At 54.2% G+C, this 19,499-nt stretch carries 24 protein-coding genes; 11 read left to right on the top strand and 13 right to left on the bottom strand.

Annotated features, from left to right (window positions below):
- Positions 1–15: 15 nt before the first annotated feature.
- On the top strand, positions 16–576 hold the full coding sequence (locus tag R5H23_RS15315; protein WP_062027819.1) for a carbonate dehydratase: 561 nt from the start codon (positions 16–18) through the stop codon (positions 574–576).
- A gap of 294 nt (positions 577–870) precedes the next feature.
- On the opposite strand, the gene R5H23_RS15310 is transcribed toward R5H23_RS15315, so the two are convergent.
- The 3 genes from R5H23_RS15310 to R5H23_RS15300 all read right to left on the bottom strand — a co-directional run bounded on the left by R5H23_RS15310 (position 871) and on the right by R5H23_RS15300 (position 2,308).
- The gene (locus tag R5H23_RS15310) at positions 871–1,173 is read right to left on the bottom strand and encodes a hypothetical protein (protein ID WP_063904072.1); all 303 of its coding nucleotides are present in this window, start codon (positions 1,171–1,173) and stop codon (positions 871–873) included.
- A 9-nt stretch (positions 1,174–1,182) separates the two neighbouring features.
- The gene (locus R5H23_RS15305) at positions 1,183–2,031 is read right to left on the bottom strand and encodes an MOSC domain-containing protein (RefSeq protein ID WP_063904071.1); all 849 of its coding nucleotides are present in this window, start codon (positions 2,029–2,031) and stop codon (positions 1,183–1,185) included.
- Between the two features lie 181 nt (positions 2,032–2,212).
- Positions 2,213–2,308 carry a hypothetical protein gene (locus tag R5H23_RS15300; protein ID WP_232309402.1) on the bottom strand — a complete coding sequence of 32 codons (96 nt, stop codon included), beginning with the start codon at positions 2,306–2,308 and terminating at the stop codon, positions 2,213–2,215.
- A 296-nt stretch (positions 2,309–2,604) separates the two neighbouring features.
- Here R5H23_RS15300 and R5H23_RS15295 point away from each other — a divergent pair, with 296 nt between their 5' ends.
- The 3 genes from R5H23_RS15295 to R5H23_RS15285 all read left to right on the top strand — a co-directional run bounded on the left by R5H23_RS15295 (position 2,605) and on the right by R5H23_RS15285 (position 4,531).
- On the top strand, positions 2,605–3,315 hold the full coding sequence (locus R5H23_RS15295; protein ID WP_063904070.1) for a TetR/AcrR family transcriptional regulator: 711 nt from the start codon (positions 2,605–2,607) through the stop codon (positions 3,313–3,315).
- The gene (locus R5H23_RS15290) at positions 3,312–4,220 is read left to right on the top strand and encodes an SDR family oxidoreductase (RefSeq protein ID WP_077804063.1); all 909 of its coding nucleotides are present in this window, start codon (positions 3,312–3,314) and stop codon (positions 4,218–4,220) included. Before R5H23_RS15295 ends, R5H23_RS15290 begins: the two co-directional genes overlap by 4 nt.
- A 65-nt stretch (positions 4,221–4,285) precedes the next feature.
- The gene (locus tag R5H23_RS15285; RefSeq protein ID WP_198150540.1) at positions 4,286–4,531 is read left to right on the top strand and encodes a ferredoxin family protein; all 246 of its coding nucleotides are present in this window, start codon (positions 4,286–4,288) and stop codon (positions 4,529–4,531) included.
- A 156-nt stretch (positions 4,532–4,687) separates the two neighbouring features.
- Here R5H23_RS15285 and R5H23_RS15280 read toward each other — a convergent pair whose 3' ends face one another.
- A complete protein-coding gene (locus tag R5H23_RS15280; protein ID WP_063904067.1) occupies positions 4,688–5,617 on the bottom strand; it encodes a LysR family transcriptional regulator in 930 nt (309 codons plus the stop codon).
- A gap of 77 nt (positions 5,618–5,694) precedes the next feature.
- Here R5H23_RS15280 and R5H23_RS15275 point away from each other — a divergent pair, with 77 nt between their 5' ends.
- On the top strand, positions 5,695–6,639 hold the full coding sequence (locus R5H23_RS15275; protein WP_063904066.1) for an MBL fold metallo-hydrolase: 945 nt from the start codon (positions 5,695–5,697) through the stop codon (positions 6,637–6,639).
- Positions 6,636–7,601, top strand: coding sequence for an alpha/beta hydrolase (locus R5H23_RS15270; RefSeq protein ID WP_063904065.1), 966 nt, complete (start codon positions 6,636–6,638; stop codon positions 7,599–7,601). Before R5H23_RS15275 ends, R5H23_RS15270 begins: the two co-directional genes overlap by 4 nt.
- 134 nt (positions 7,602–7,735) lie before the next feature.
- On the opposite strand, the gene R5H23_RS15265 is transcribed toward R5H23_RS15270, so the two are convergent.
- Positions 7,736–8,689 (bottom strand): GlxA family transcriptional regulator, encoded by a 954-nt coding sequence (locus tag R5H23_RS15265; RefSeq protein WP_063904064.1) that lies wholly within the window; start codon positions 8,687–8,689, stop codon positions 7,736–7,738.
- A 108-nt stretch (positions 8,690–8,797) separates the two neighbouring features.
- Between R5H23_RS15265 and R5H23_RS15260 the strand changes: the two genes are divergently transcribed.
- Positions 8,798–9,262, top strand: coding sequence for a nuclear transport factor 2 family protein (locus R5H23_RS15260; protein WP_063904063.1), 465 nt, complete (start codon positions 8,798–8,800; stop codon positions 9,260–9,262).
- Positions 9,263–9,280: 18 nt separating this feature from the next.
- On the opposite strand, the gene R5H23_RS15255 is transcribed toward R5H23_RS15260, so the two are convergent.
- From R5H23_RS15255 to R5H23_RS15240, 4 genes are all read right to left on the bottom strand, one after another.
- Positions 9,281–10,171 carry an aldo/keto reductase gene (locus tag R5H23_RS15255; RefSeq protein ID WP_063904062.1) on the bottom strand — a complete coding sequence of 297 codons (891 nt, stop codon included), beginning with the start codon at positions 10,169–10,171 and terminating at the stop codon, positions 9,281–9,283.
- 14 nt (positions 10,172–10,185) lie between these two features.
- Positions 10,186–10,638, bottom strand: a complete 453-nt coding sequence (locus tag R5H23_RS15250; protein WP_063904061.1) for an SRPBCC family protein — start codon at positions 10,636–10,638, stop codon at positions 10,186–10,188.
- 31 nt (positions 10,639–10,669) lie between these two features.
- Positions 10,670–11,431 (bottom strand): SDR family NAD(P)-dependent oxidoreductase, encoded by a 762-nt coding sequence (locus R5H23_RS15245; RefSeq protein ID WP_063904060.1) that lies wholly within the window; start codon positions 11,429–11,431, stop codon positions 10,670–10,672.
- A gap of 170 nt (positions 11,432–11,601) precedes the next feature.
- Positions 11,602–12,219, bottom strand: coding sequence for a TetR/AcrR family transcriptional regulator (locus R5H23_RS15240; protein WP_063904059.1), 618 nt, complete (start codon positions 12,217–12,219; stop codon positions 11,602–11,604).
- Between the two features lie 104 nt (positions 12,220–12,323).
- Here R5H23_RS15240 and R5H23_RS15235 point away from each other — a divergent pair, with 104 nt between their 5' ends.
- Positions 12,324–13,538, top strand: a complete 1,215-nt coding sequence (locus R5H23_RS15235; RefSeq protein WP_063904058.1) for an MFS transporter — start codon at positions 12,324–12,326, stop codon at positions 13,536–13,538.
- A 38-nt stretch (positions 13,539–13,576) separates the two neighbouring features.
- On the opposite strand, the gene R5H23_RS15230 is transcribed toward R5H23_RS15235, so the two are convergent.
- Complete coding sequence (locus R5H23_RS15230) at positions 13,577–14,419, bottom strand: NAD(P)/FAD-dependent oxidoreductase (protein ID WP_332308314.1); 843 nt, start codon at positions 14,417–14,419, stop codon at positions 13,577–13,579.
- Between the two features lie 111 nt (positions 14,420–14,530).
- Between R5H23_RS15230 and R5H23_RS15225 the strand changes: the two genes are divergently transcribed.
- Positions 14,531–15,001 carry an Rrf2 family transcriptional regulator gene (locus R5H23_RS15225; protein WP_232309382.1) on the top strand — a complete coding sequence of 157 codons (471 nt, stop codon included), beginning with the start codon at positions 14,531–14,533 and terminating at the stop codon, positions 14,999–15,001.
- A gap of 122 nt (positions 15,002–15,123) precedes the next feature.
- Here R5H23_RS15225 and R5H23_RS15220 read toward each other — a convergent pair whose 3' ends face one another.
- Entirely contained in the window at positions 15,124–16,017 is an 894-nt protein-coding gene (locus R5H23_RS15220) for a LysR family transcriptional regulator (RefSeq protein ID WP_269747545.1), read from the bottom strand.
- Positions 16,018–16,166: 149 nt separating this feature from the next.
- Between R5H23_RS15220 and R5H23_RS15215 the strand changes: the two genes are divergently transcribed.
- Both R5H23_RS15215 and R5H23_RS15210 read left to right on the top strand, forming a co-directional pair.
- Positions 16,167–16,793, top strand: coding sequence for a glutathione S-transferase family protein (locus tag R5H23_RS15215; RefSeq protein ID WP_063904081.1), 627 nt, complete (start codon positions 16,167–16,169; stop codon positions 16,791–16,793).
- Positions 16,790–17,197, top strand: coding sequence for a VOC family protein (locus tag R5H23_RS15210; RefSeq protein WP_063904056.1), 408 nt, complete (start codon positions 16,790–16,792; stop codon positions 17,195–17,197). The genes R5H23_RS15215 and R5H23_RS15210 overlap by 4 nt, the downstream gene beginning before the upstream one ends.
- 160 nt (positions 17,198–17,357) lie before the next feature.
- Here the strand turns inward: R5H23_RS15210 and R5H23_RS15205 are convergent.
- Together R5H23_RS15205 and R5H23_RS15200 are read right to left on the bottom strand one after the other, a co-directional pair.
- Positions 17,358–18,544 (bottom strand): IS3 family transposase gene (locus R5H23_RS15205; protein ID WP_157091251.1). Its coding sequence is split into 2 segments (ribosomal slippage): positions 17,358–18,274 and positions 18,274–18,544, totalling 1,188 coding nucleotides; the frame shifts between segments, so codons are not numbered across the junction.
- A gap of 32 nt (positions 18,545–18,576) precedes the next feature.
- Entirely contained in the window at positions 18,577–19,095 is a 519-nt protein-coding gene (locus R5H23_RS15200; protein ID WP_064275568.1) for a replication protein RepA, read from the bottom strand.
- Between the last annotated feature and the right edge of the window lie 404 nt (positions 19,096–19,499).

The following is a 19,499-nucleotide window of genomic DNA, read 5'->3' as shown; positions in this document are numbered from 1 at the left end:
AGACGAAACGTGGCTATGCTGAGACCTAATCCACGTGGTGATTTTCCCGTGGTTTCTGAAAGCGCCTTTGTCGATCCGACCGCGATCCTGTGCGGTCATGTGATTGTCGAGGACAATGTGTTCATCGGTCCTTATGCTGTTATTCGTGCCGATGAAGCCGATGAAAATGGCCATGTCGAGCCCATCCTGATCGGGAGTGGATCAAACATTCAGGATGGTGTTGTCATCCACTCGAAAGACGGCGCGGCCGTGACGATCGGGTCGCGCACGTCCATTGCACATCGCTCGATCATTCACGGTCCCTGCGCTGTTGGAGACGAGGTATTCATTGGCTTCAATTCCGTGATCTTCAACTGCACGGTCGAGCGTGGCTGCGTTGTGAGGCATAATTCCGTTGTCGAAGACTGCGTCTTGCCGGAGCAGTTTTATATTCCGTCCACGACAACAATTCATTCGAATACAGATCTATTGACGATTACGCAGGTCACTCAGGATGCGACGGCATTTTCTGAGAGCGTCGCGGAGATGAATGTTAGTCTGGCACACTCCTATCGACGTATAGCCAATCAACTTTAAAACTTCCGTCAAGGGACGCAATTAAAGAGGTACGAACCAATTTTGGCTGAATGGGGACCTTATTCTCCTGGAAAAACCGGAGGGTTTTTAGAGCCCTCCGGTTTGTCGGTTCGGTGAACACCACGGGCGCCAGGAAATCCAGTTGGAACCGCATATCTGGCGATCATCTGCTAAGTGGACACTATCGTACCATGAGCAGTGGCCCACGAGGTTTTGCCTGACACGCCAGGATGTAGCCCGCCTTCTTGTCTGCCGCCGATAGACCGACTTCGCAACCGGTTGTGATGGTGCCTTTTATGAGCTTGACTTTGCAGTGTAGGTTGTGCCCGATAGCGAGAAGCTGATCGGATATTCCTTGGTGTCCGGCAGGTTATCTCCGTGCGACAGAACGCCGCCGAACGATTCACAGGCGATCCGTTCAGGTGAAGTCCCGAGTTCATCACACAATACAAGCGCCGCGGCGACCATAGCAACTGGGCCGCAAATACGCATATGATGATCGGCGATAAAACGGAAGGGAAGCCGTTCACCTACCAGCGGGCGTCGTCTGAACGAACGGATATCTGGCGTTTCGGCTCGCACGTGAATGATATACATGGTGCCCGCTCAGAATCCTGCGGGGCGTTTGTTTTCTTCCAACGCCGTGCATGCCGCTGCATTGTTATACGTTGTAACGATATCGTTCAGTGCGATCCTTGTGTTAACGCCGGTGCGTGCTGACCGAGTATTGATCGCTACACGAAAAAAATGATTAAAGCGCGCGGGATTAGACCATGCCGGCTGCGTCCGGCGCCTGTACTCTGCGAAGCGGCGGGCAAAAGCATTGTCTCTCTGACCAGTTAGCGGATCGCGAGACGGCACGACACAACGCTGACAGGGGTTTATTCCCAACCACTCTGTGCCACCAAGGTGAAACTCGACTTCGTCTCCAAGTCCTCCGAACAGTGCATCTTCCCAAAAAGCCGGGACGCCCCCGATCTCGATATTGGTCCGAAAGCGGGCCCGAACTTGCTCGACTGGCAACCCGAACCATATTCCAATCGTCTCTAGCGTCGCAACGCTGATGATAGTCGGACCAGGCGAATCCGTATCATCAGGATGTCCCGTAGTGGTATCCGCCCGAAGGTGGACTGGAAAACCGAAAAACCGACTTAGCCATGCCTCTATTGGTCTTGCAGTGCCATCAAGATTGAACAGAACAGTAGGCAGACCTCGACCAGAGTCATCTCGTAGGCTTACGGTCCGTTTATCAAGATCGAAACCAGCGCGGATGCGATGAATCTCTGCGTGGTTCTTGCCGTTAACCACACGCCCCTGTGCGTCAAATAGAGCCCAGCACCGGTCGTCTGCCAAGGCCCCGCTAGTAAGAACCCGCGCATTTGTGACTTCCACCGGATCCAATGATTTAATCGGAAAGATCAGAATGCGGGAGATAAACGGAACCGATCTGGTCATTTTTCATAATCTCGCGAGGAAATTTCAGATGTTAGAAACTATGTTGGAGCGGCGGATCTAATACGTCATGGCAGCCTTGTTTTGAGGACTGTATTGGTGATTGCAATGAGACGCCGTACGATAGCGACGATCACCAGTTTGTGTGGTTTACCCGATTGTTTCATGGGTTTGGAAACATCTTTCAGAAGGGTTTATGGCACGCAGTTGCCAATCCTGCCTGAAACAGGGGCTGACGGAGAAATCTTCCTCCCCTTGAAATGACACGTTTTCTATGCATCACGCCATTGTCATGAGCCATTGGTGCAAGTCCGGCCATGGCAGAGGCTTCTGTTGCCAGAATACGATCAAGTCCTGGCATTTCAAACGGATAGTGTTTCTTTTTCTAACTGATCCTGGCCACTCGGCCCCTCTGTTCTGACGTCGACATCCAAGGCTTGAATCACATCAGACCGATTTTCCAAACAGACTCTCAAGCCGTCGATGCCCGCCCGAGCCTGATCTTATACGGAAAAATGGAATAAGCGCTTGAATATAAGTGAGCGTTTACTTACCTTACTTCCGTAAGGAGAACCCATGCCGACCTCACGCCGTTCCAGATTGTCCGCGACTGACCGCAAGCAGGCCATCCTGTCCGCTGCAGCTCCCATTTTCGCCCGGCTCGGTCGGGACGGTGCGACGACCAAGGAAATCGCCAGAGCCGCTGGTGTTTCCGAAGCTTTGCTTTATCGGCACTTTACCAGCAAGGACGTGCTTTATGCGGCGCTTGAAACTCACTGCGTTGAAGCGAATGCAGTTGGCAGCCGTATTCTCGCCGAGGCGACGCCTTCGACTGAAACATTGGTCATGGGTGTTGCCATACTCGTACACGCGGTGTTTCCCGGGATTGGCGATGCGCAGTCTCACGAAGACACCAAACGCCTTGTGACGGCCAGCCTGCTTGGCGATGGCCAGTTCGCAAAGGCGTTCCTCGACCAGCATGTAAAGCCGTGGGTCAGCGTTTTTTCGCAATCATTCAGGGCGGCTCAAGACGCGGGAGACGTCGAATCTGGCATTCATATCGGTCATGCAGAGATATGGTTCGTCCATCATCTAGCGAATACTTTGCATCTCATCAGCCTGCCCGACATCACGGTCGTTGAATACGGCATCACACGAGACAAGCTGGTCGAGAACACTATCCGGTTTCTGTTGCGCGGGCTCGGCCTCCAGAACGCCGTCATAGACCGGCATTACGACCCGAAAAAACTCAAGATGATCATTATATCAATGGATCAGAAAATATGATGGAACCGATCAGGACTATAGGCGTCATCGGTGCAACGGGGCGGCTTGGCGCGCCAGTTGCAGCGGAACTGGCAAAACATTTTCAGGTGAGGGCAATCGTTCGTTCGCCAGACAAAGCTCGGAGGATACTGCCGCCTAATGTCGAAATCGCCCAGGCAGATCTGCGGGACATTGCGGGGTTGCACAAGGCGCTCGACGGGGTGGATGCGCTCTATCTCAACCTTGCGACCGACACGGCGGATTTGACGCTTCCCTTCTACGAAGAGAGGGAGGGTGTGCGGAACTTGATGAGCGCCATCAAAGGGTTGAATATTAATTATATTGCTAAAATCGGTGCTCTGGGCGCCTATCCTCCCGCGCTCAACACTATCAGACATAACATCGTGCCCAATATTATTCGGATGGAAGGGCACAAAATCATCGCGGATTCCGGTATTCGTCATACGTTTTTCGCGCCGACCCATTTCATGGACCTGCTCCCAAATATGATCAGCGGTCGAGCGCTCCAGTGGATCGGGAATACACACATCAAAATCTGGTGGATCAGCTCCGCCGATTATGCGCGCTGGGTGATTGAGGCGTTTCAGAATCCTGAGGCAATGCCTGTACATTGCCCCGTACAGGGGCCGGAAGCGATCTCCGTCAGGCAGGCGCTGGAGCGGTTTGTCCGAAATTATGATCCGACACTTAAAATTCGCGTGGCTCCACTTTGGATCATGCGGATGATCGGTCTTTTTAATCCGAAAATGAAGTTCGTCGCGCATTTGTTTGCGTATTTCGGGGATCACGAAGATCCGTTCTATGCCGAAAAAATCTGGCAGGAACTGGGCAAGCCCACAACGACGCTCGAGATGTTCGCGCAGGAGCTGCGGCAAAGTCGGCATTTACAACAAGGCGCGAAATGAGCGGGTCAGGGAATAAAGCGATGATCACACCTAAATGTCTGAAAGACGGCCAAACAGGACGGGTCATGCCGGTCGTAGACTTTAATCGCTGTGAGGGAAAAGACGCCTGCGTCGCCGTATGTCCTTACGACGTGTTTGAAGTGCGCAAGATCGATCCGTCCGATTATCGCGATCTTTCATTTGTGGGCAAAATCAAGAGCTATGTCCACGGAGGGATGGTCGCCTATACCCCGCATGCTGATCAATGCCGTGCTTGTGGTTTGTGTGTGAAAGCATGTCCTGAGCGCGCAATCAAATTGGTAAAAATTTGACGTTCATACAAAGATGACTGCGCATTTTTTTCTATAATCAGAATTTCTGCTGATGTAAGTCGTCATGACTCCTCGTGCTTTGGGGAAGCTATGACAGCCTATCTCTTTCTGGAGAGATTTATCTGTCATAGCTATTTTGAGCGCCCATTAAAAATCTCACTTTACATGACTACCCAATACTGATGCGACAGCATCGCGCAGCCATACTGCGGCAGGATCACGATCACTCCGGGCTGACCAGATCATCGATACTGCCGGGATACGCAAGTTCAGTGGAACGGGACGGATCGTTAAACCGAAATGCGCGGCATGTTGCTGAGCGATCCGGCTGGGAAGCGTAGCCAGAACGGGGGCGGCTGCTGCGGCAGCAAGTGCCGTCAGAAAATCTGATGCAGCGAGGACCACGTTGAGTTCCTGACCAATCTGCATCAGTGCGTCTGACAGGCATCCCTGGATGTCATCTTTCAGCGTCATGAGAACATGGGGCAATGCAAGATAACGCTCAACCGTGATTGGAGCATCCGGATCGATCAGCTTCGGGTTGAAGCAGCAGACGAGAGACTGCTCATACAACGATACCCCACAATGGCGTTCCAAACCGAAATCAAAACACCCAACTGCGATATCCAGCGCCCCCGTATCCAGTAATGTATAGACCTCACTCCGAGGAGATCCACGTGACAGCAGTCGTATTCCAGGTGCATGCCGTTGCAAATAGGCCGTCAGTTTAGGCATCAGAAAGACTTCAAGTTCGGACGAAAAGCCGAAACGAAAGATGCGCTGTTCCGTCGCAGGATCAAATTGTTCCTCAGACATCAGGATGTGCTGAGCCTGCCTTAACAACTCCGCAACATGTGACGCCATGGTTGACGCTTTGGCGGTCGGTTGCATGACAGCACCGGTTCTGACGAGCACATCATCGTCCAGTAACATTCGGAGGGTGGCGAGTGCATGGCTCATTGCGGGTTGTTGAATGCGAAGGCGTCGTGCCGCCTTTGTGACGCTGCGTTCTGAAACGAGGGCGTCGAAAGCAATCAGAAGATTGAGATCGAAGGAACGAAGATTGAAATGATCAATGGGTTTCATATTTCAAATCGATTTGTATGATGTTTGCGCGCACCCTAACGTCTGATGCGACGTAAAACAATCGTATTGAGTCAATCATGGCAGCAGCTTTTCAAGTGGGTGACGCCCGTGTCACGCGTATTCCCGAACTTCATTGGGATAACGCGCGCCCTCACAAACTGTATCCGGATATCGACGCTGAGGCACTTGCAATATTCGGTCCGTATTTGACGCCAGGATCATTTAACCCCGTGACCGGTGGGCTCGCGCAGGGAACTCATGCGTGGCTTGTTCAGGTTTCTGGTCTCAATATCCTGGTTGATACCGCCACAGGAAACGACAAGCCGTTACCTGCCGCACCGGCACTGGATCATCTGCATACGTCGTTTCTCGAACATCTTGCAGCCGCAGGCGTACAACCGGAGCAGGTTGATACCGTTCTGCATACGCATATTCATGCCGATCATGTTGGATGGAATACGCGTTTGCACAACGGAAAATGGGTGCCGACCTTTCCGAAAGCCCGTCATGTTTTCTCAGTGATTGAGGCCCGATACGGCGCCAGCAATGACGGTATTGACCCTGCTCCAGACCTACCTCCAGAGATCTTAGGGCGCCCGGACCATCGCCCACTCCCACGTGTCTATACAGACAGCATGCTCCCCGTTATCGAAGCCGGGCTGGGAGAGGCGATTATCATCGACGGTCAAGATCTTCTTGCAGGTTTCTCTTTTCATCCGACCCCTGGGCACAGCATCGATCATGCCTCGATCCGGCTGCAGTCAGATGGTGAAGAGGCGTGGTTTACCGGAGATGTCATGCACCATCCTCTACAGGTTTATCGTCCGGATCTGCGGTCCGTTTACTGCGAATTCGTTCAGCCTGCCGAGCATTCGCGGCGGTGGCTTCTTAAAGAAGCGGCGGAAAGCGGGAGTCTCTGCTTTACCAGTCATTTCGCGGAAACGGGTGCCGGATATGTCAGGCGTCGTCCAGAAGGTTTTGCGTGGGAATTTGCGCAACCAAATGTAGGAGACGCCAGATGACAAATCTGCTTATGGAAAACCTGTTCATTCCGAGTGATACGGCCGATATCTCGCTTCATCTGCGCCATAAACGACGTGCAGACATCAAGACGTTTGATCCACAGCGCACCATCCTGCTGATGCATGGCGCGACACTGCCGGCAGAAAGTCTTTTCGATGTTCCTGTTGGGGAGGGGGCATTCATGGATGTTCTCTCGCGGGAAGGATTTGACGTTTATGCGCTCAACGTGCGGGGCTTCGGAGGATCAACGCGTCCTGATGGAATGGGAGGTGCACCTGAAGCTGCGCTGCCTCAGGTCAGGACCGAAACAGCAGTACGCGATCTGAGTACTGCTGTTGACTATCTTCTCGCAACGCTTGCCATCCCACGTCTTTGCCTGATCGGAATGTCCTGGGGTGGCACGGTTACCGGCGCATATACGGCTGCTCACAATGACAAGGTGGAGAAATTAACGCTGATTGCACCGCAATGGATCAATGACGGGGTTTCTCGTCTGGATCCGGGTGGTCCAGTGCCTGCTTATCGCCGCTTTAATGTTCAGGCATTTCGCCAGCGCTGGCTTGAAGGCGCACCTGAGCAGAAACGCGAAGAGATTCTGCCAGCAGGGTGGTTTGAACAGTGGGCCGCAGTTATTCTTGCGAGCGATCCCGCAGAGCAGGATGGAGTGATCCGGGCGCCTGCGGGTGTCATTCAGGATGTGCGTGACTACTGGTCCGCAGGGAAGGCGTTTTACAGTCCCGAAAAGATCACGGTCCCGGTTCTTCTGCTTCATGCTGAGTGGGATTTGGATGTAACTACTCAGCAGATGGGAAACCTGTTTCCACGTTTTCTCAATGCCCCGTATCGTCGCTGGACGGAGATTGGGGAAGGAACGCATATGGTGGTTATGGAGAGAAACCGATGGCAGGTGCTTGAAGAAATTCTGATCTTCCTGCGGACTGCCCCTCATTCAAAGGGTTAAATTCTAGGAAGTGTCCTGATCTGCCGCGTGTTTGACCTGTTCTAGCGGGATAGACGCGATCCATCATTGAAGTGGATCTCGTCGGGATTGCTTGCAAAACGAGCTGCTTTCTCGTCCAGGAAAAATGAGCACTCTCAGGTCGCCTCGGCCGCAGCATTTCGCCTGATAGCCTGAGGCGGCTGATGGAACTCCCGCAGGAAGGCGCGTCGCATCCGTTCGGGATCATGAAAGCCTGTCATGACGGCGATGGCTTCAATGGGGAGGGTAGATCTCTCCACCTGCTCGCGTGCGGCTTCGAGACGCAGTCGTTCGACTGCTTTTGCGGGGCTCATCCCCACCGCTGCCCGGAAACTGCGAGAAAAATTTCGGGGGCTCATGCCGGCCTGACTGGCCAGAATATCCACGGTCAGGCGCTGTTCCAGGTTGGACCGGATCCATCCCAACAGTTCGGCAAAGCGTTCCTGAGGGCTCGTCATCTCGAGGAGTGCCGAGAACTGGGACTGTCCTCCGGGACGGTGATAGAACACCACCATTTGCTGCGCCGTACGACGGGCAATATCGGCCCCAAGATCTTCGGCAATCAACGCCAGCGCCATGTCGATGCCAGCGCTGATCCCCGCAGATGTCCAGATCAGGCCATCATGAATATGAATGGCATCTGCCGAAACCCGGATTTTAGGGAACTGTGCTGCCATGGCCGGGGCTTGTTGCCAGTGTGTCGTCACACGACGGCCATCAAGCATGCCAGCTTCTGCCAGCAGGAAAGCCCCTGTACACACACTGCAGATACGTCGCGCATTTCTGGCCTGATGCCTGATAAAGTTCAGTAATTCTGGGCAGCTCATAGCCTGCCTGTGGCCTTCGCCTCCGACAACGATAAGCGTATCGAACGACCCTGCCGCCGCGAGCGGAACCGTCTCGATCGTCATCCCGGAAGACGACCGGACCAGACCACCATGGTGGGACAGGGGCGTCATCTCATACGGAGCCGCCCCAAATCCTCCGGCAAGCTCGAAGGCTGCCGTCACTCCGGCAGCGTCGAGCAACTGGAAGTCTGGATAGAGAAGAATACCGATCTGTCTGGTCATGGCTTGAAATGAGGGATCGTTGTCCTTTCGTCAAATGCTCTTTTGGAAAACACTGACAGGTCTCGGATCAACTCGTGATCCGTCCCCGAACCAGAGGCGGAATTCCCTATGTCCCGACCCCCATTGCCTCCCTTCAATGCTGAAACGGCTGCTCAGAAAGTCCGCCTCGCGGAAGATGCCTGGAATGGCCAGGATCCTGAAACGGTGGCGCAGGCCTATACGACCGATAGCCAGTGGCGCAATCGCCTGGAATTCATCCACGGACGAGAGGACATCGTGGCGTTCCTGACGCGCAAATGGGAGCGCGAGCAGGAATACCGCCTCATCAAGGAACTCTGGGCTTTTCAGGAGAACCGGATCGCGGTCCGCTTTGCTTATGAGTGGCAGGATCAGGCCGGGCAGTGGTTCAGGTCTCATGGGAATGAAAACTGGGAGTTCGATGAAAACGGGTTGATGCGTTACCGCGCAGCGTCAATCAACGACCAACCCATTTCAGCGACCGACCGCCTGTTCCGCTGGCCTGAGGGACGGCGTCCGGACAGTCACCCCGGTCTTTCGACACTGGGATTGTAACTGTCCGGACGCGCTTCCTTAAGGCGTTGACTGGAACGCCTTGCGGCCTTCTGCGTCCAGCGCCGCGAAGTCTTCATCGGATAGGGTGATGTCGGCTGCCGCGACATTCTGTTCCAGATGGGCGACCTTGGACGTGCCGGGGATCGGAAGCATCGCCTTGCTGCGCATCAGGACCCAGGCAAGAGCAATCTGGCTTGGATGCGAGCCGTATTTCTTCGCCATCGTGTCCAATATGGATCCCGGCCTGGCGAGGTCGCCGGCGGCGAGAGGGAACCACGGGATGAACCCGATGTTCTGCTGCGTGCAGTAGTCGAGTACGTCCTCGCTGGTGCGATCGACGAGATTGTAGCGGTTCTGGACGGTCGCGACCTCGAAGAATTTCGATGCTGTTTTGATGTTGTCGACAGAGACCTCGCTCAGTCCTGCATGACGGATCAGTTTCTGATCAATGAAGGAGCGGATCGCGTCGAACTGTTCGTCTGCCGGGACTCTGGGATCGATCCGGTGGAGTTGCCACAGATCAATCTGCTCGACGCCGAGGTTGCGCAGGCTTTTGTGCACCTGCTGCAATAGATATTCCGGCCGTCCGACCGGTTTCCAGATGTCGGGGCCGGATCGGGTGAGGCCGCCTTTCGTCGCGATGACCAATCCTTTGGGATAGGGATGCAGAGCTTCCCTGATCAGCCATTCGGAGACGTCCGGACCATAGGAATCCGCCGTGTCGATGAAATTGACGCCGAGTTCTGGGAGGCGCTTCAGTGTGCGGATGGCCTCGTCGTGATCGGCGGGCGGTCCCCATATACCCTGGCCAGTGATGCGCATCGCACCGAAACCAAGCCGGTTGATGCCGAGATCGCCGCCAATCCTGAATGTGCCTGATCGGGAAGCGTTAGAGGGGGACTGGATCATGGGTTTAGGTTCCTTCATGACAATGTCGTCTCTGAGGCCAGTATCTCGGCCAGTCTGTCGAAAGCTGGCTGGTAGATCTGTGTCGGCATCCGGGCCTCCATACTGGCGGCATGTTCGGCTGGGGCCTCGAACTGCCCCCGCCATTGGATGAACGTGTGGTCGCTCTTCGTTATGGGAAGAAGGCTGATGGTAGAGCGATAGTTCCGGACCGGCAGGGCTGATTCAACGATCGAGAACGTGACCGCGTGATCCACGTCGGAGAGTGCCAGAAGCTGTTCGCGGATGAGTCCGACATCCCCCATCTCAACCAAGCGGATTGCGCCGACGCGGTCACCGGACTCATTGCCTTCGATCGCGCAGCTTCTGACGCCCGGCAACCAGCGTCCAAGGGCGCCAAAATTACGGACCAGCCGCCAGACAGAGGGAAGGGATGCAGGAATGATACTACTGGCCATAACGTGGATCATGAGGCTGGCTTCGCTTGGAATTGTGTGGCCCTCATAGCGACTGCCCTCCCGTCACCTCGATGCGTTGGCCATTCATCCAGCGCATGTCGTCCGACAGAAGGGCACGGACCGCAGCTCCGATATCGTCGGGCTGTCCGACACGCCCGAGGGGTGTGATGTCTGCAAGGCTTTTATTGATCGTGGCATCGTCACGGACCAGACCACCACCGAAGTCCGAGGCGATCGCACCAGGGGCGACGGCGTTGACGGTAATGCCTCGCTCTCCCAGTTCTTTTGCCATGTAGAGTGAGATGACTTCGGTAGCGGCTTTCATGGCTGAATAAGGTCCATGATCCGTTAGGTAGAAACGGGTCGCGGCAGAGGTAATGTTGAGAATACGACCGCCGTCCCGAATCAGGGGCAGGAGGGCCACCGTCAGAAGATAGGGGCCTTTGAAATGGATGTTGTACTGGTTATCGAGCTGTTCGGATGTCGCAGCATCGAAGCGAGTGTGAATGATATTGCCTGCGTTCTGAACGACATAACTCAGTGCACTGTGCTCGAACTCATGTGAGAGAAGTGCTCTGACCTGTCCGGAAAAATCCGCGAACGATTCATGGTCCACGATATCCAGCTTCAGCATGCGCAGTTTTGCATTTTGGCCGACGAGGGCTGCTTCGGCAGCGTTCGCCTCGTCTTCGTTGGAGTGATAGGTCCCGATCACGTTGATGCCCGAGGCAATCAGATGTTTCGCGATACTGTATCCGATGCCGCGATTGGCACCCGTGACGAATGCGATGTCCTGTTTGCTCATAACTGGATTCCTTGGCCGAGACACGGCGATGTGTTCCGGAATTTAATTCCGTACTGGATGGTCCATAATATGTGCGCAAAACAGGGTCAAGGAGTTATGGAGTGGTCGATATGGAATTAACGGCATAAGGCTTGGCCTGTTGCAGGCTCATCAATGTCTGGCAGACCGTTTCACGGCGTGGTGAGCAGCGCGTTGGCATCCCATAAGGTCAGAAGCGAAGTGATGGCGGCATCCAGATGTGTTGACGTCATCCCGTCCCGCGCTTCGCATGTCATGCCATGGAAAAATGTCGCGAAAATATCGGGCAGGGCCGCTGTTGTCGCGCAATCGCGCAGTTCGCCGCGGGCAATCGCGCGCTCCACGCAGACCCGGATTCCGGTCCGCGTCCGCTGGCGCTCTGCAGCGAGAAGGGCCTGAACGGCTTCGTTTTCGGGCGAACAGTTACTGGCGCCCGAGACGACCAGACAGCCACAGGGATGCGTCCGGGTCGCCTGCATACGCGCTGAACCGCGCAAAGTCCGTTCAATCGCATCCCGCGGTATCAGGTTTTCGTCCCATAAGGGCGACATCACCTGTCCGTAGGTCGCCAGATAATGCTGCACGACTTCGCGAAACAAGGCTTCCTTCGAGCCGAACGCGGCATAGAAACTTGCCGGCGAAATATTGCCCATGCAGGATTTGAGCTGTGTCAGGGAGGTCGGTTCGTAGCCCTGCGCCCAGAAAAGCGTCATGGCGGCATTGAGTGCTTTGTCCCTGTCAAACTCCCGGGGACGCCCTGTTCGCGCCATGGTATTGCTCCTTTTGAAAGATTTTCATATTAAGTGATCCAGAAGTAATTGCCAAGAATTTACGCTCTCATATATAGATCATTCGATCCATATATGAGAGCCGCATGACCTCCAAGACGATACCCCTTCGCAGAAGTCCCGATGACAGATTACCTATGGCCGGCTTACTCGCCTTGGCGATGACTGGCTTCATCTGCATTATGACTGAAACTCTTCCTGCAGGTTTGCTGCCTGAGATCGGGGCTGGGCTGCATGTTTCCCCCGCCTTGGCAGGGCAGATGGTCACGGCTTACGCCTTGGGCTCCCTGAGTGCTGCGATCCCGCTAACATTGGCCACACAGCGCTGGCGGAGAAGGCGGGTTCTACTGCTGGCGATCATTGGTTTTGTAGTTTTTAACTCCATCACAGCATTCTCGACGGATTATGACCTGACCCTCGTGGCGCGATATGGCGCGGGTGCAGCGGCAGGGCTCGCCTGGGCCCTGCTGGCCGGCTATGCACGCAGAATGGTGACACCCGCTCAGCAAGGACGTGCTCTGGCTATCGCCATGGTTGGCACGCCGATCGCGCTTTCTGTAGGTGTTCCGGCGGGCACTTGGCTGGGCGCGGCTGTGGGATGGAGACTGGCCTTCTGGATCATGTCGGGTGCCACCTTGCTGTTAATTGTCTGGGTTCTGGCGAAGGTTCCTGATTTTCCAGGCCTTGCACATCATGAGCGCCAGCCGTTCGGTCATGTCCTGCGAACACCGGGGGTGCGATCTGTTCTGGGCGTCGTGGTAACATGGATGCTCGCGCATAACGTTCTCTACACTTATATCGTACCGTTCATTACACCGGCAGGGCTGGCAGGAGAGGCGGACCGCATCCTCCTGCTTTTTGGCCTTGCTGCCCTTGCAGGCATCTGGCTCACCAGTTGCACGGTCGATCATGCCCTCCGGCTTTCTGTTCTGGTCAGTCTGGCAATATTCGCTGCTGTTGCAGTTTTTTTTGCAATTGGATCAGCATCGCCTGCGGTGATCATGATTGGCGTTACGATATGGGGTCTGACTTTCGGAGGGGCCGCGACGTTGCTCCAGACGGCTCTGGCTGATGCAGCCGGGGAGGGTACAGATGTTGCGTTATCGATGAATGTCGTCGTCTGGAACAGCGCCATAGCCGGCGGTGGCCTGTTGGGTGGTGTGTTGCTGGAAACGTGGGGAGCTCTGTCATTCCCCTGGATTGTGATGGCACTCGCTGCTGTAAGCTTCCTGATCGCATGGCAAGCCCGCTCCTATGGGTTCCGACCTGGCCATCGGCTCGGGCATGGAAAAGAAAACTGAGTATTCGATGACAAGCAGCGGATTGCGTTACCGCGTGATCACGCCCTGGCTAAAGATTGGTGCGCCGCTATACCTGCCAGGACACCCGACGCTGCTGCGACCGTTGCATTATGCATCGGGCTAGCCGCATCCCCAGCTACATAGACCCCGGACACAGAGGTTGCGCCCCAGGTATCGACCTTGATGAACGGACCGGTAGGTCCGTTTTCCAGAATACAGCCCAGATCCTCGGCAATCGGGCTGGCAGGTCTGGTTTTCGGTACCGTGAACACAGCTGCGACTTCAATGAGCCGTCCATCCGCCAGCTTCACGGCATCCAAACCAGGAGCATCTCCGATGAGAGAAATGATTGGAGTACGTTCGATCACGACGCCGCGCTTGTTAAGCAACATTGCCTGCTCTGGATCAGGCTCGTAAATTCCCTGAGTGAAGTAAGTTGTTGGCCCCCAATCGGGTATTAATGTTGCCTGATGGATTGACATTGGGTTTGTGGCGATAATTCCAAGCTGATGATTGCGGACCTCATATCCGTGGCAATAAGGACAATGAAGAACGGTCTTGCCCCATCGTTCCGCTACACCAGGGATATCGGGCAAAGTATCGGAAACGCCAGTAGCGAGTATCAGCCGCTTCGCCTGAAATTTTGCTCCGTTGGCTAGAGACACAGTAAACGTCTTGCCATTCCGTGCCACCTTCTGCGCGTCGTTCTGCAAGATCTGCGCAGTTGGATATCGCCGTAATTGTGCAGTGGCTTCACGCATAATGGTGTTCGGCGCTTTGCCGTCCTGGCCGAGGAAACCATGAGACGCGTCTGCGAAGCGGTTTCGCGGTAAGCCAGCATCGATCAGCAAAACGCTCATGCGAGCCCGTGCCAGCTGAATAGCTGCCGCCTATCACGATCACATCATACATGGTTAAATCCTATTCAATTTCATATGTAATGTCTGAAGTTACATATATGCATATCAGCTTTTTGCAACTCTTGATGTGACATGATAGAAGAGCCTAAAGGGCAGGCGATGCAACTGGACGGGCGATTATCGAGAATGATGCATTTGCTGATCCATATGGATCGCGCGAATGGGCCCATCACCTCCGGTGAAGCAGCGGAAATGCTGCATACCAATCCGGTTGTTATTCGGCGTACGATGGCAGGCCTGCGGGATGTGGGGTTCGTTCGTTCCATCAAGGGGCACGCTGGCGGGTGGACGCTTCTGAAGCCGCTGGAAAGTATCTCGATGCTTGATGTCTACAAAGCCGTGGGGCAGCCACGTATTTTCGCAATTGGCCTGGCCGACCCGGCGCCCGATTGCCTCGTCGAGCAGGCCGTAAATGCGTCAATGACGAGCGCACTCGAAAAAGCTGAGGCGCTTCTGATTGCTCAACTAGGCGAGGTCACTCTTGCAGCAATCGCCAAAGATTTTGACCGGCGCTTTTCTGCGTCTTGTGCGAACTCTCCCTGAACCAGGGTAGTCTGCCGCTTTAGAGCTCAAAAAGCTTTGCAGTTACTCGATGGAATGAAGCTCAAACGTAAAGCCGCACAATGCATAAAAATGGTAGCGGCTGTTTGCACGGGACCCTTCTTCTATGTGAGGTGTGCTTTGAGAGACCTTTTTGCCATAAACCTGTCTTTCATTGCGGAAACAAACGTTCGAACATTTACGGACTGACGTTCTTTGGCAGGGAACAGGATGAAGACCGGAAGTACTGAGGCGGGGGTGTCAGTCAAAATTCTTCGAAGCTGCCCATTTTCAACAAATTGGTGAGTTTGGTAGGATAATGCCGTGACGATGCCTAGATCTTCGATGGCGGCTGTGAGAGCCGCATCGACACTGTTCACGAAAAGCCGGGGCGAGACTTTTATCGAAAAACCAGATTTCCCGCCCTGTCGCCACTCAGAATATCCCGCTGCATATTCATTAACCTCAATGAGGCTATGCGTTGCGAGATCCTCAAAGACCTGTGGCTCTCCGTGTTTCTTCAGATAAGCTGGGCTGGCAACAAAAATTTTCTGGACCTCTCCGATTTTCTGCATCTTCAGGGCGCTGTCTTGTGGAGGCGCAATCCGGATGGCGAGATCAACTCCTTCTTCCACAAGATGAACAACCCGGTCTGTCAAAAAAAGCCTGATGTTCAATTGCGGCCAGGCTTTTAAAAGTTCTGTGACAACGGGAAGGACGTGTACCCGTCCAAAAATAACGGGAGCGGTAATCGACAATACTCCTTGGGGAGCAGTCCTCGCACCTTGCGCTATAGCAATCGCACCATCTAGGTCGAAAATCGCTGCCCGACACCGAGCCAGAAACTCCACGCCTTCAGTGGTCAGATGTACAGAGCGGGTTGTACGGTTGAATAAGGAGATTCCGAGAGCTGTCTCGAGGCTTCTCACCGTCCGTGTTACCGTTGTTGCGGAAAGACCCAGCTTTCGGGATGCTCCGACAAAACTGGCGTGATCGGCCACGGCCATAAAGATCCGCAATGCCGGAAGGTCGATCAGATCTCTCTCCTGTAATCAACAAATTATAGCCACAAAACGCAATAATGAAGTGCGCTTTTGGTAGATTATCGCACGCTTTGTTGCGTGAGAAGACAACGTATCTGTTCAACCGTTTTTTTCGGGAGTTCCCCATGAAGCTCTATTATCATCCCCTTTCGGGGCATGCGCATCGGGCGCACCTCTTTCTCTCTCTTGTCGGCTTGCCTCACGAATTGACGCTTGTCGACCTTGCCGCGGGTGAGCAGAGAACTCCGGAATTTTTAAGGCTGAACGCCTTTGGAGAAATTCCCGTTCTAGATGATGACGGGACTATCATTGCGGATTCCAATGCCATCCTTGTTTATGTCGCGCGAAAAATGGGGCCATCTCATTGGCTGCCAGAGGACCTAGTAACAGAGGCGGAAATTCAACGCTGGCTGTCTGTTGCGGCAGGAAAAATCACATATGGATGCTGTGCTGCGCGTCTTGTGACAGTCTTTGGAGCCCCCTTCAATCCGGAAGAGGTCATCCAGCGTGCTCATGACACACTCAAAGTGATCGAGCAAACCTTGCTGGGCCGGACCTGGATCGCAGGAACCCAAGAACCGACAATCGCGGATGTCGCGCTTTACAGTTATGTCGCGAGAGCTCCGGAAGGAAATGTTGATCTATCAGAATACAAGGCCATTGGTAGATGGTTGCAGCGCACGGAACGCCTGGAGGGATTTGTTCCATTCGCGAATATTGTAGCGGATTTAAAAACAGGAGAGGCGCAATGAACTTCTCTCATCTGAGTCTAGATCATGTAGGCATTCGTGTGACGGATCTCGCCGTTTCCGAACGGTTTTATGCCAAATTTGGCTTCATCCGTGATCCAGAAGAATACGCTCCAGCGGTGAAAGCCTGTGGTCTACATCACCCATCCGGGCTTCGTATTCATCTTATTTTTAATGGTGTGTCAGACCCGGCTGGTAATATTCTGATGGATGTTCCTGTCAAATATCCAGGATACACACATGCGGCATTTATTATCGAAAGTATGGTGGGTCTTGTGGCCTGGCTGAAACAGGAACGGATTACGATCACAGAAGGCCCAGTGCATATGGGGCATGACAGACGCGTCGTCTGTTTTATTCGTGATCCAGACGGGAACGTTTTGGAATTTAACGAAATTCTCCAGTAATTTGTCTTTCTGGAACTCTGAATTTGATAGCCGAATGAGGACACCGATAATAAAATTCAGCCGATATCACTTAGATCGAGTACTACCAAGGTAGATTGTTTGAGGTGGTCCCGTCCGTTCGGACAGTTTTGCGGGCTTGATAAGCTATACCCGGTTGTCGTTATGCCGCCCTTCTGACAGCGTTGCTGTTGGCCATCTGGTCCGGGGTTAACCCCGGACCAGATGATGTCGGCACGTCATGATACGCCTCATCGGGCGTACGTCCAGCCAGCGCCATATGCGGACGCCTTTCGTTATAATGGGCGATCCATCTGCCAAGCCCGGCCCTCAGCTCTGATCCGGTCTCGAACGCGTGCAGGTAGACGCATTCATATTTCAGCGACCGCCACAGACGCTCGATAAACACGTTGTCCAGCCAGCGACCGCGCCCATCCATGCTGATGCGGATCTGACGCTCTTCCAGGAGCCCGGTAAAACGGGGCGTCGTGAATTGTGACCCTTGGTCAGTATTGAAAATTTCCGGGGTGCCGTAGCGCATCAGCGCATCCCGGAGCGCCTCGATACAGAACTCCACGTCCATCGTGTTCGATAGACGCCAGGACAGGACCTTGCGCGTGAACCAGTCCATGATCGCCACGAGATAGAGAAATCCCCGTTTCATGGGAATATATGTGATATCGGAACACCAGACCTGGTCAGGCCGATTGATGACCAGATCCCGCAGCAGATATGGATATTTCCGATGCTCCGGATGAGGCACGGTCGTGCGCGGCTTCTGGTAGATCGCCCGCAGGCCCATGATCGCCATGATCCGCCGGACCCGCTTGCGGCCCACTTCATGTCCCAGGCGGCGCAGATGCCATGTCATCTGCCGTGAGCCATAATAGGGCGTTTCCAGGAACTGGGCGTCGATCAGCCGCATCAGCTCCAGATTGGCCTCGCTCTGTGGCACAGGCCGATAGTAAACGCCCGACCGGTTGAGTTGTAGCAGCGTGCACTGCCGGATGATCGGCAGGCATGCTCTCTTCGGGTCAATCATCTGCCGCCTCTGATCACGCCCAACCGAGCAGAGGCATCCCGCAAAAAATCCCGTTCCACCAGCAACTGGCCGATCTTGGCGTGCAGTTTCTCTACATCAGCAGGGCTGACTGAAGGTTCCGTTACTGACTTACCAGAAAAAAGGCTTGCCATGCCCTCGATCGCCTGCCGTTTCCATTGGGCGATCATCGTCTGATGCACGCCATGTTTCGAAGCCAGTTCCGCCAGCGTCAGTTCCCCACGGATCGCCTCCAGCGCAACCCGTGACTTGAACTCTGCCGCATACCGTTTCCGCGTAACCTTACCCATAAAACCCGTCCTCGTTCAGGCCAGATGATAGCTTATCGCCCTGTCCGAAAAATGGGGACCACCTCTGTTCCGCCTCTCTTCACTTCAAAAGACAAACGAGACCTTGATATTCGCTCCATTTGATCGCGGACGATCTGAAGGTTCTTACCGCCAATGGGGATATTCATTCTTCCCATCCAAGCACGAAGACTTTTGCCGAGCTCAATATCTCTTGAGTTTGTCCTGATGGCTTCTGACTGTAGATATATGAGTATTAAACGGGCTCGGCTACCGTATGGCACGCCTACAGGTACCGGTTCTCCTGCAGCGCCCCGTTTCATTCCTGGTTCAATAATCAGGCAGACTTGGTCGCTCTCGAGCTGCCATCCTTTATGATCAGCTAATCGCCGGTGCGGCAATGCAGCCTGACACCAGCCGGAGTACAGAAACCCTACGCCATTTTGCTCGTCAGCCATGTATGCTGCGGCGGCCTCAACGACCTGACGATCAATATCAAGTTGGAGCGCGGCCTGCCGACCGTTGTCCTGCAAGATTTTGTGTAGGGTTTGCATCACCGTCTCTCCGCTTAGTTTTGACTATGGTGAAGGGGGACGTGTTTGTCAGCGTGCACTTTTGAAGCACGAGCTATTAGGTTTATTAGTTATTATTAGTATAGGCTTCAAAAGTGCACGGGATAACGCCATCTTCTGGCGGTTTTCCTATCTCACATTCATATATCGGCGCTTCAAAAGTGCATGCCGTAGCTACAAAAGTGCACAGCTCCATGTGGGCGACTCTATCAAAACCGACTGCGCCCTGGATGCTTGGTCATGGCGTCCTCGACCTCGATATATTTTTCCACCACGCCGAAGGTTTGGTGGCGCGAGAAACGCTTGAGCGAGACAAGATCCGTGCCGTCACGAGCTCCTGTGGTGATCGCTCCGCGTCGCAGGCTGTGTCCGCCGAAATCGCCTGT

This window comes from Gluconobacter sp. GP1 (assembly GCF_032913585.1).
GTDB lineage: Bacteria > Pseudomonadota > Alphaproteobacteria > Acetobacterales > Acetobacteraceae > Gluconobacter > Gluconobacter cerinus.
The sequence above is the reverse complement of the archived record's forward strand: the minus strand, read 5'-3'. Positions and strand labels throughout refer to the sequence as shown.

What these genes read in the sequence shown, in the direction of transcription:
- R5H23_RS15315 (WP_062027819.1), top strand. Translation starts at nt 16, where the DNA reads ATGCTGAGACCTAATCCACGTGGTGATTTTCCCGTGGTTTCTGAAAGC.
- R5H23_RS15310 (WP_063904072.1), bottom strand. Translation starts at nt 1,173, where the DNA reads ATGTATATCATTCACGTGCGAGCCGAAACGCCAGATATCCGTTCGTTC.
- R5H23_RS15305 (WP_063904071.1), bottom strand. Translation starts at nt 2,031, where the DNA reads ATGACCAGATCGGTTCCGTTTATCTCCCGCATTCTGATCTTTCCGATT.
- R5H23_RS15300 (WP_232309402.1), bottom strand. Translation starts at nt 2,308, where the DNA reads ATGCATAGAAAACGTGTCATTTCAAGGGGAGGAAGATTTCTCCGTCAG.
- R5H23_RS15295 (WP_063904070.1), top strand. Translation starts at nt 2,605, where the DNA reads ATGCCGACCTCACGCCGTTCCAGATTGTCCGCGACTGACCGCAAGCAG.
- R5H23_RS15290 (WP_077804063.1), top strand. Translation starts at nt 3,312, where the DNA reads ATGATGGAACCGATCAGGACTATAGGCGTCATCGGTGCAACGGGGCGG.
- R5H23_RS15285 (WP_198150540.1), top strand. Translation starts at nt 4,286, where the DNA reads ATGCCGGTCGTAGACTTTAATCGCTGTGAGGGAAAAGACGCCTGCGTC.
- R5H23_RS15280 (WP_063904067.1), bottom strand. Translation starts at nt 5,617, where the DNA reads ATGAAACCCATTGATCATTTCAATCTTCGTTCCTTCGATCTCAATCTT.
- R5H23_RS15275 (WP_063904066.1), top strand. Translation starts at nt 5,695, where the DNA reads ATGGCAGCAGCTTTTCAAGTGGGTGACGCCCGTGTCACGCGTATTCCC.
- R5H23_RS15270 (WP_063904065.1), top strand. Translation starts at nt 6,636, where the DNA reads ATGACAAATCTGCTTATGGAAAACCTGTTCATTCCGAGTGATACGGCC.
- R5H23_RS15265 (WP_063904064.1), bottom strand. Translation starts at nt 8,689, where the DNA reads ATGACCAGACAGATCGGTATTCTTCTCTATCCAGACTTCCAGTTGCTC.
- R5H23_RS15260 (WP_063904063.1), top strand. Translation starts at nt 8,798, where the DNA reads ATGTCCCGACCCCCATTGCCTCCCTTCAATGCTGAAACGGCTGCTCAG.
- R5H23_RS15255 (WP_063904062.1), bottom strand. Translation starts at nt 10,171, where the DNA reads ATGATCCAGTCCCCCTCTAACGCTTCCCGATCAGGCACATTCAGGATT.
- R5H23_RS15250 (WP_063904061.1), bottom strand. Translation starts at nt 10,638, where the DNA reads ATGATCCACGTTATGGCCAGTAGTATCATTCCTGCATCCCTTCCCTCT.
- R5H23_RS15245 (WP_063904060.1), bottom strand. Translation starts at nt 11,431, where the DNA reads ATGAGCAAACAGGACATCGCATTCGTCACGGGTGCCAATCGCGGCATC.
- R5H23_RS15240 (WP_063904059.1), bottom strand. Translation starts at nt 12,219, where the DNA reads ATGGCGCGAACAGGGCGTCCCCGGGAGTTTGACAGGGACAAAGCACTC.
- R5H23_RS15235 (WP_063904058.1), top strand. Translation starts at nt 12,324, where the DNA reads ATGACCTCCAAGACGATACCCCTTCGCAGAAGTCCCGATGACAGATTA.
- R5H23_RS15225 (WP_232309382.1), top strand. Translation starts at nt 14,531, where the DNA reads ATGATAGAAGAGCCTAAAGGGCAGGCGATGCAACTGGACGGGCGATTA.
- R5H23_RS15215 (WP_063904081.1), top strand. Translation starts at nt 16,167, where the DNA reads ATGAAGCTCTATTATCATCCCCTTTCGGGGCATGCGCATCGGGCGCAC.
- R5H23_RS15210 (WP_063904056.1), top strand. Translation starts at nt 16,790, where the DNA reads ATGAACTTCTCTCATCTGAGTCTAGATCATGTAGGCATTCGTGTGACG.
- R5H23_RS15200 (WP_064275568.1), bottom strand. Translation starts at nt 19,095, where the DNA reads ATGCAAACCCTACACAAAATCTTGCAGGACAACGGTCGGCAGGCCGCG.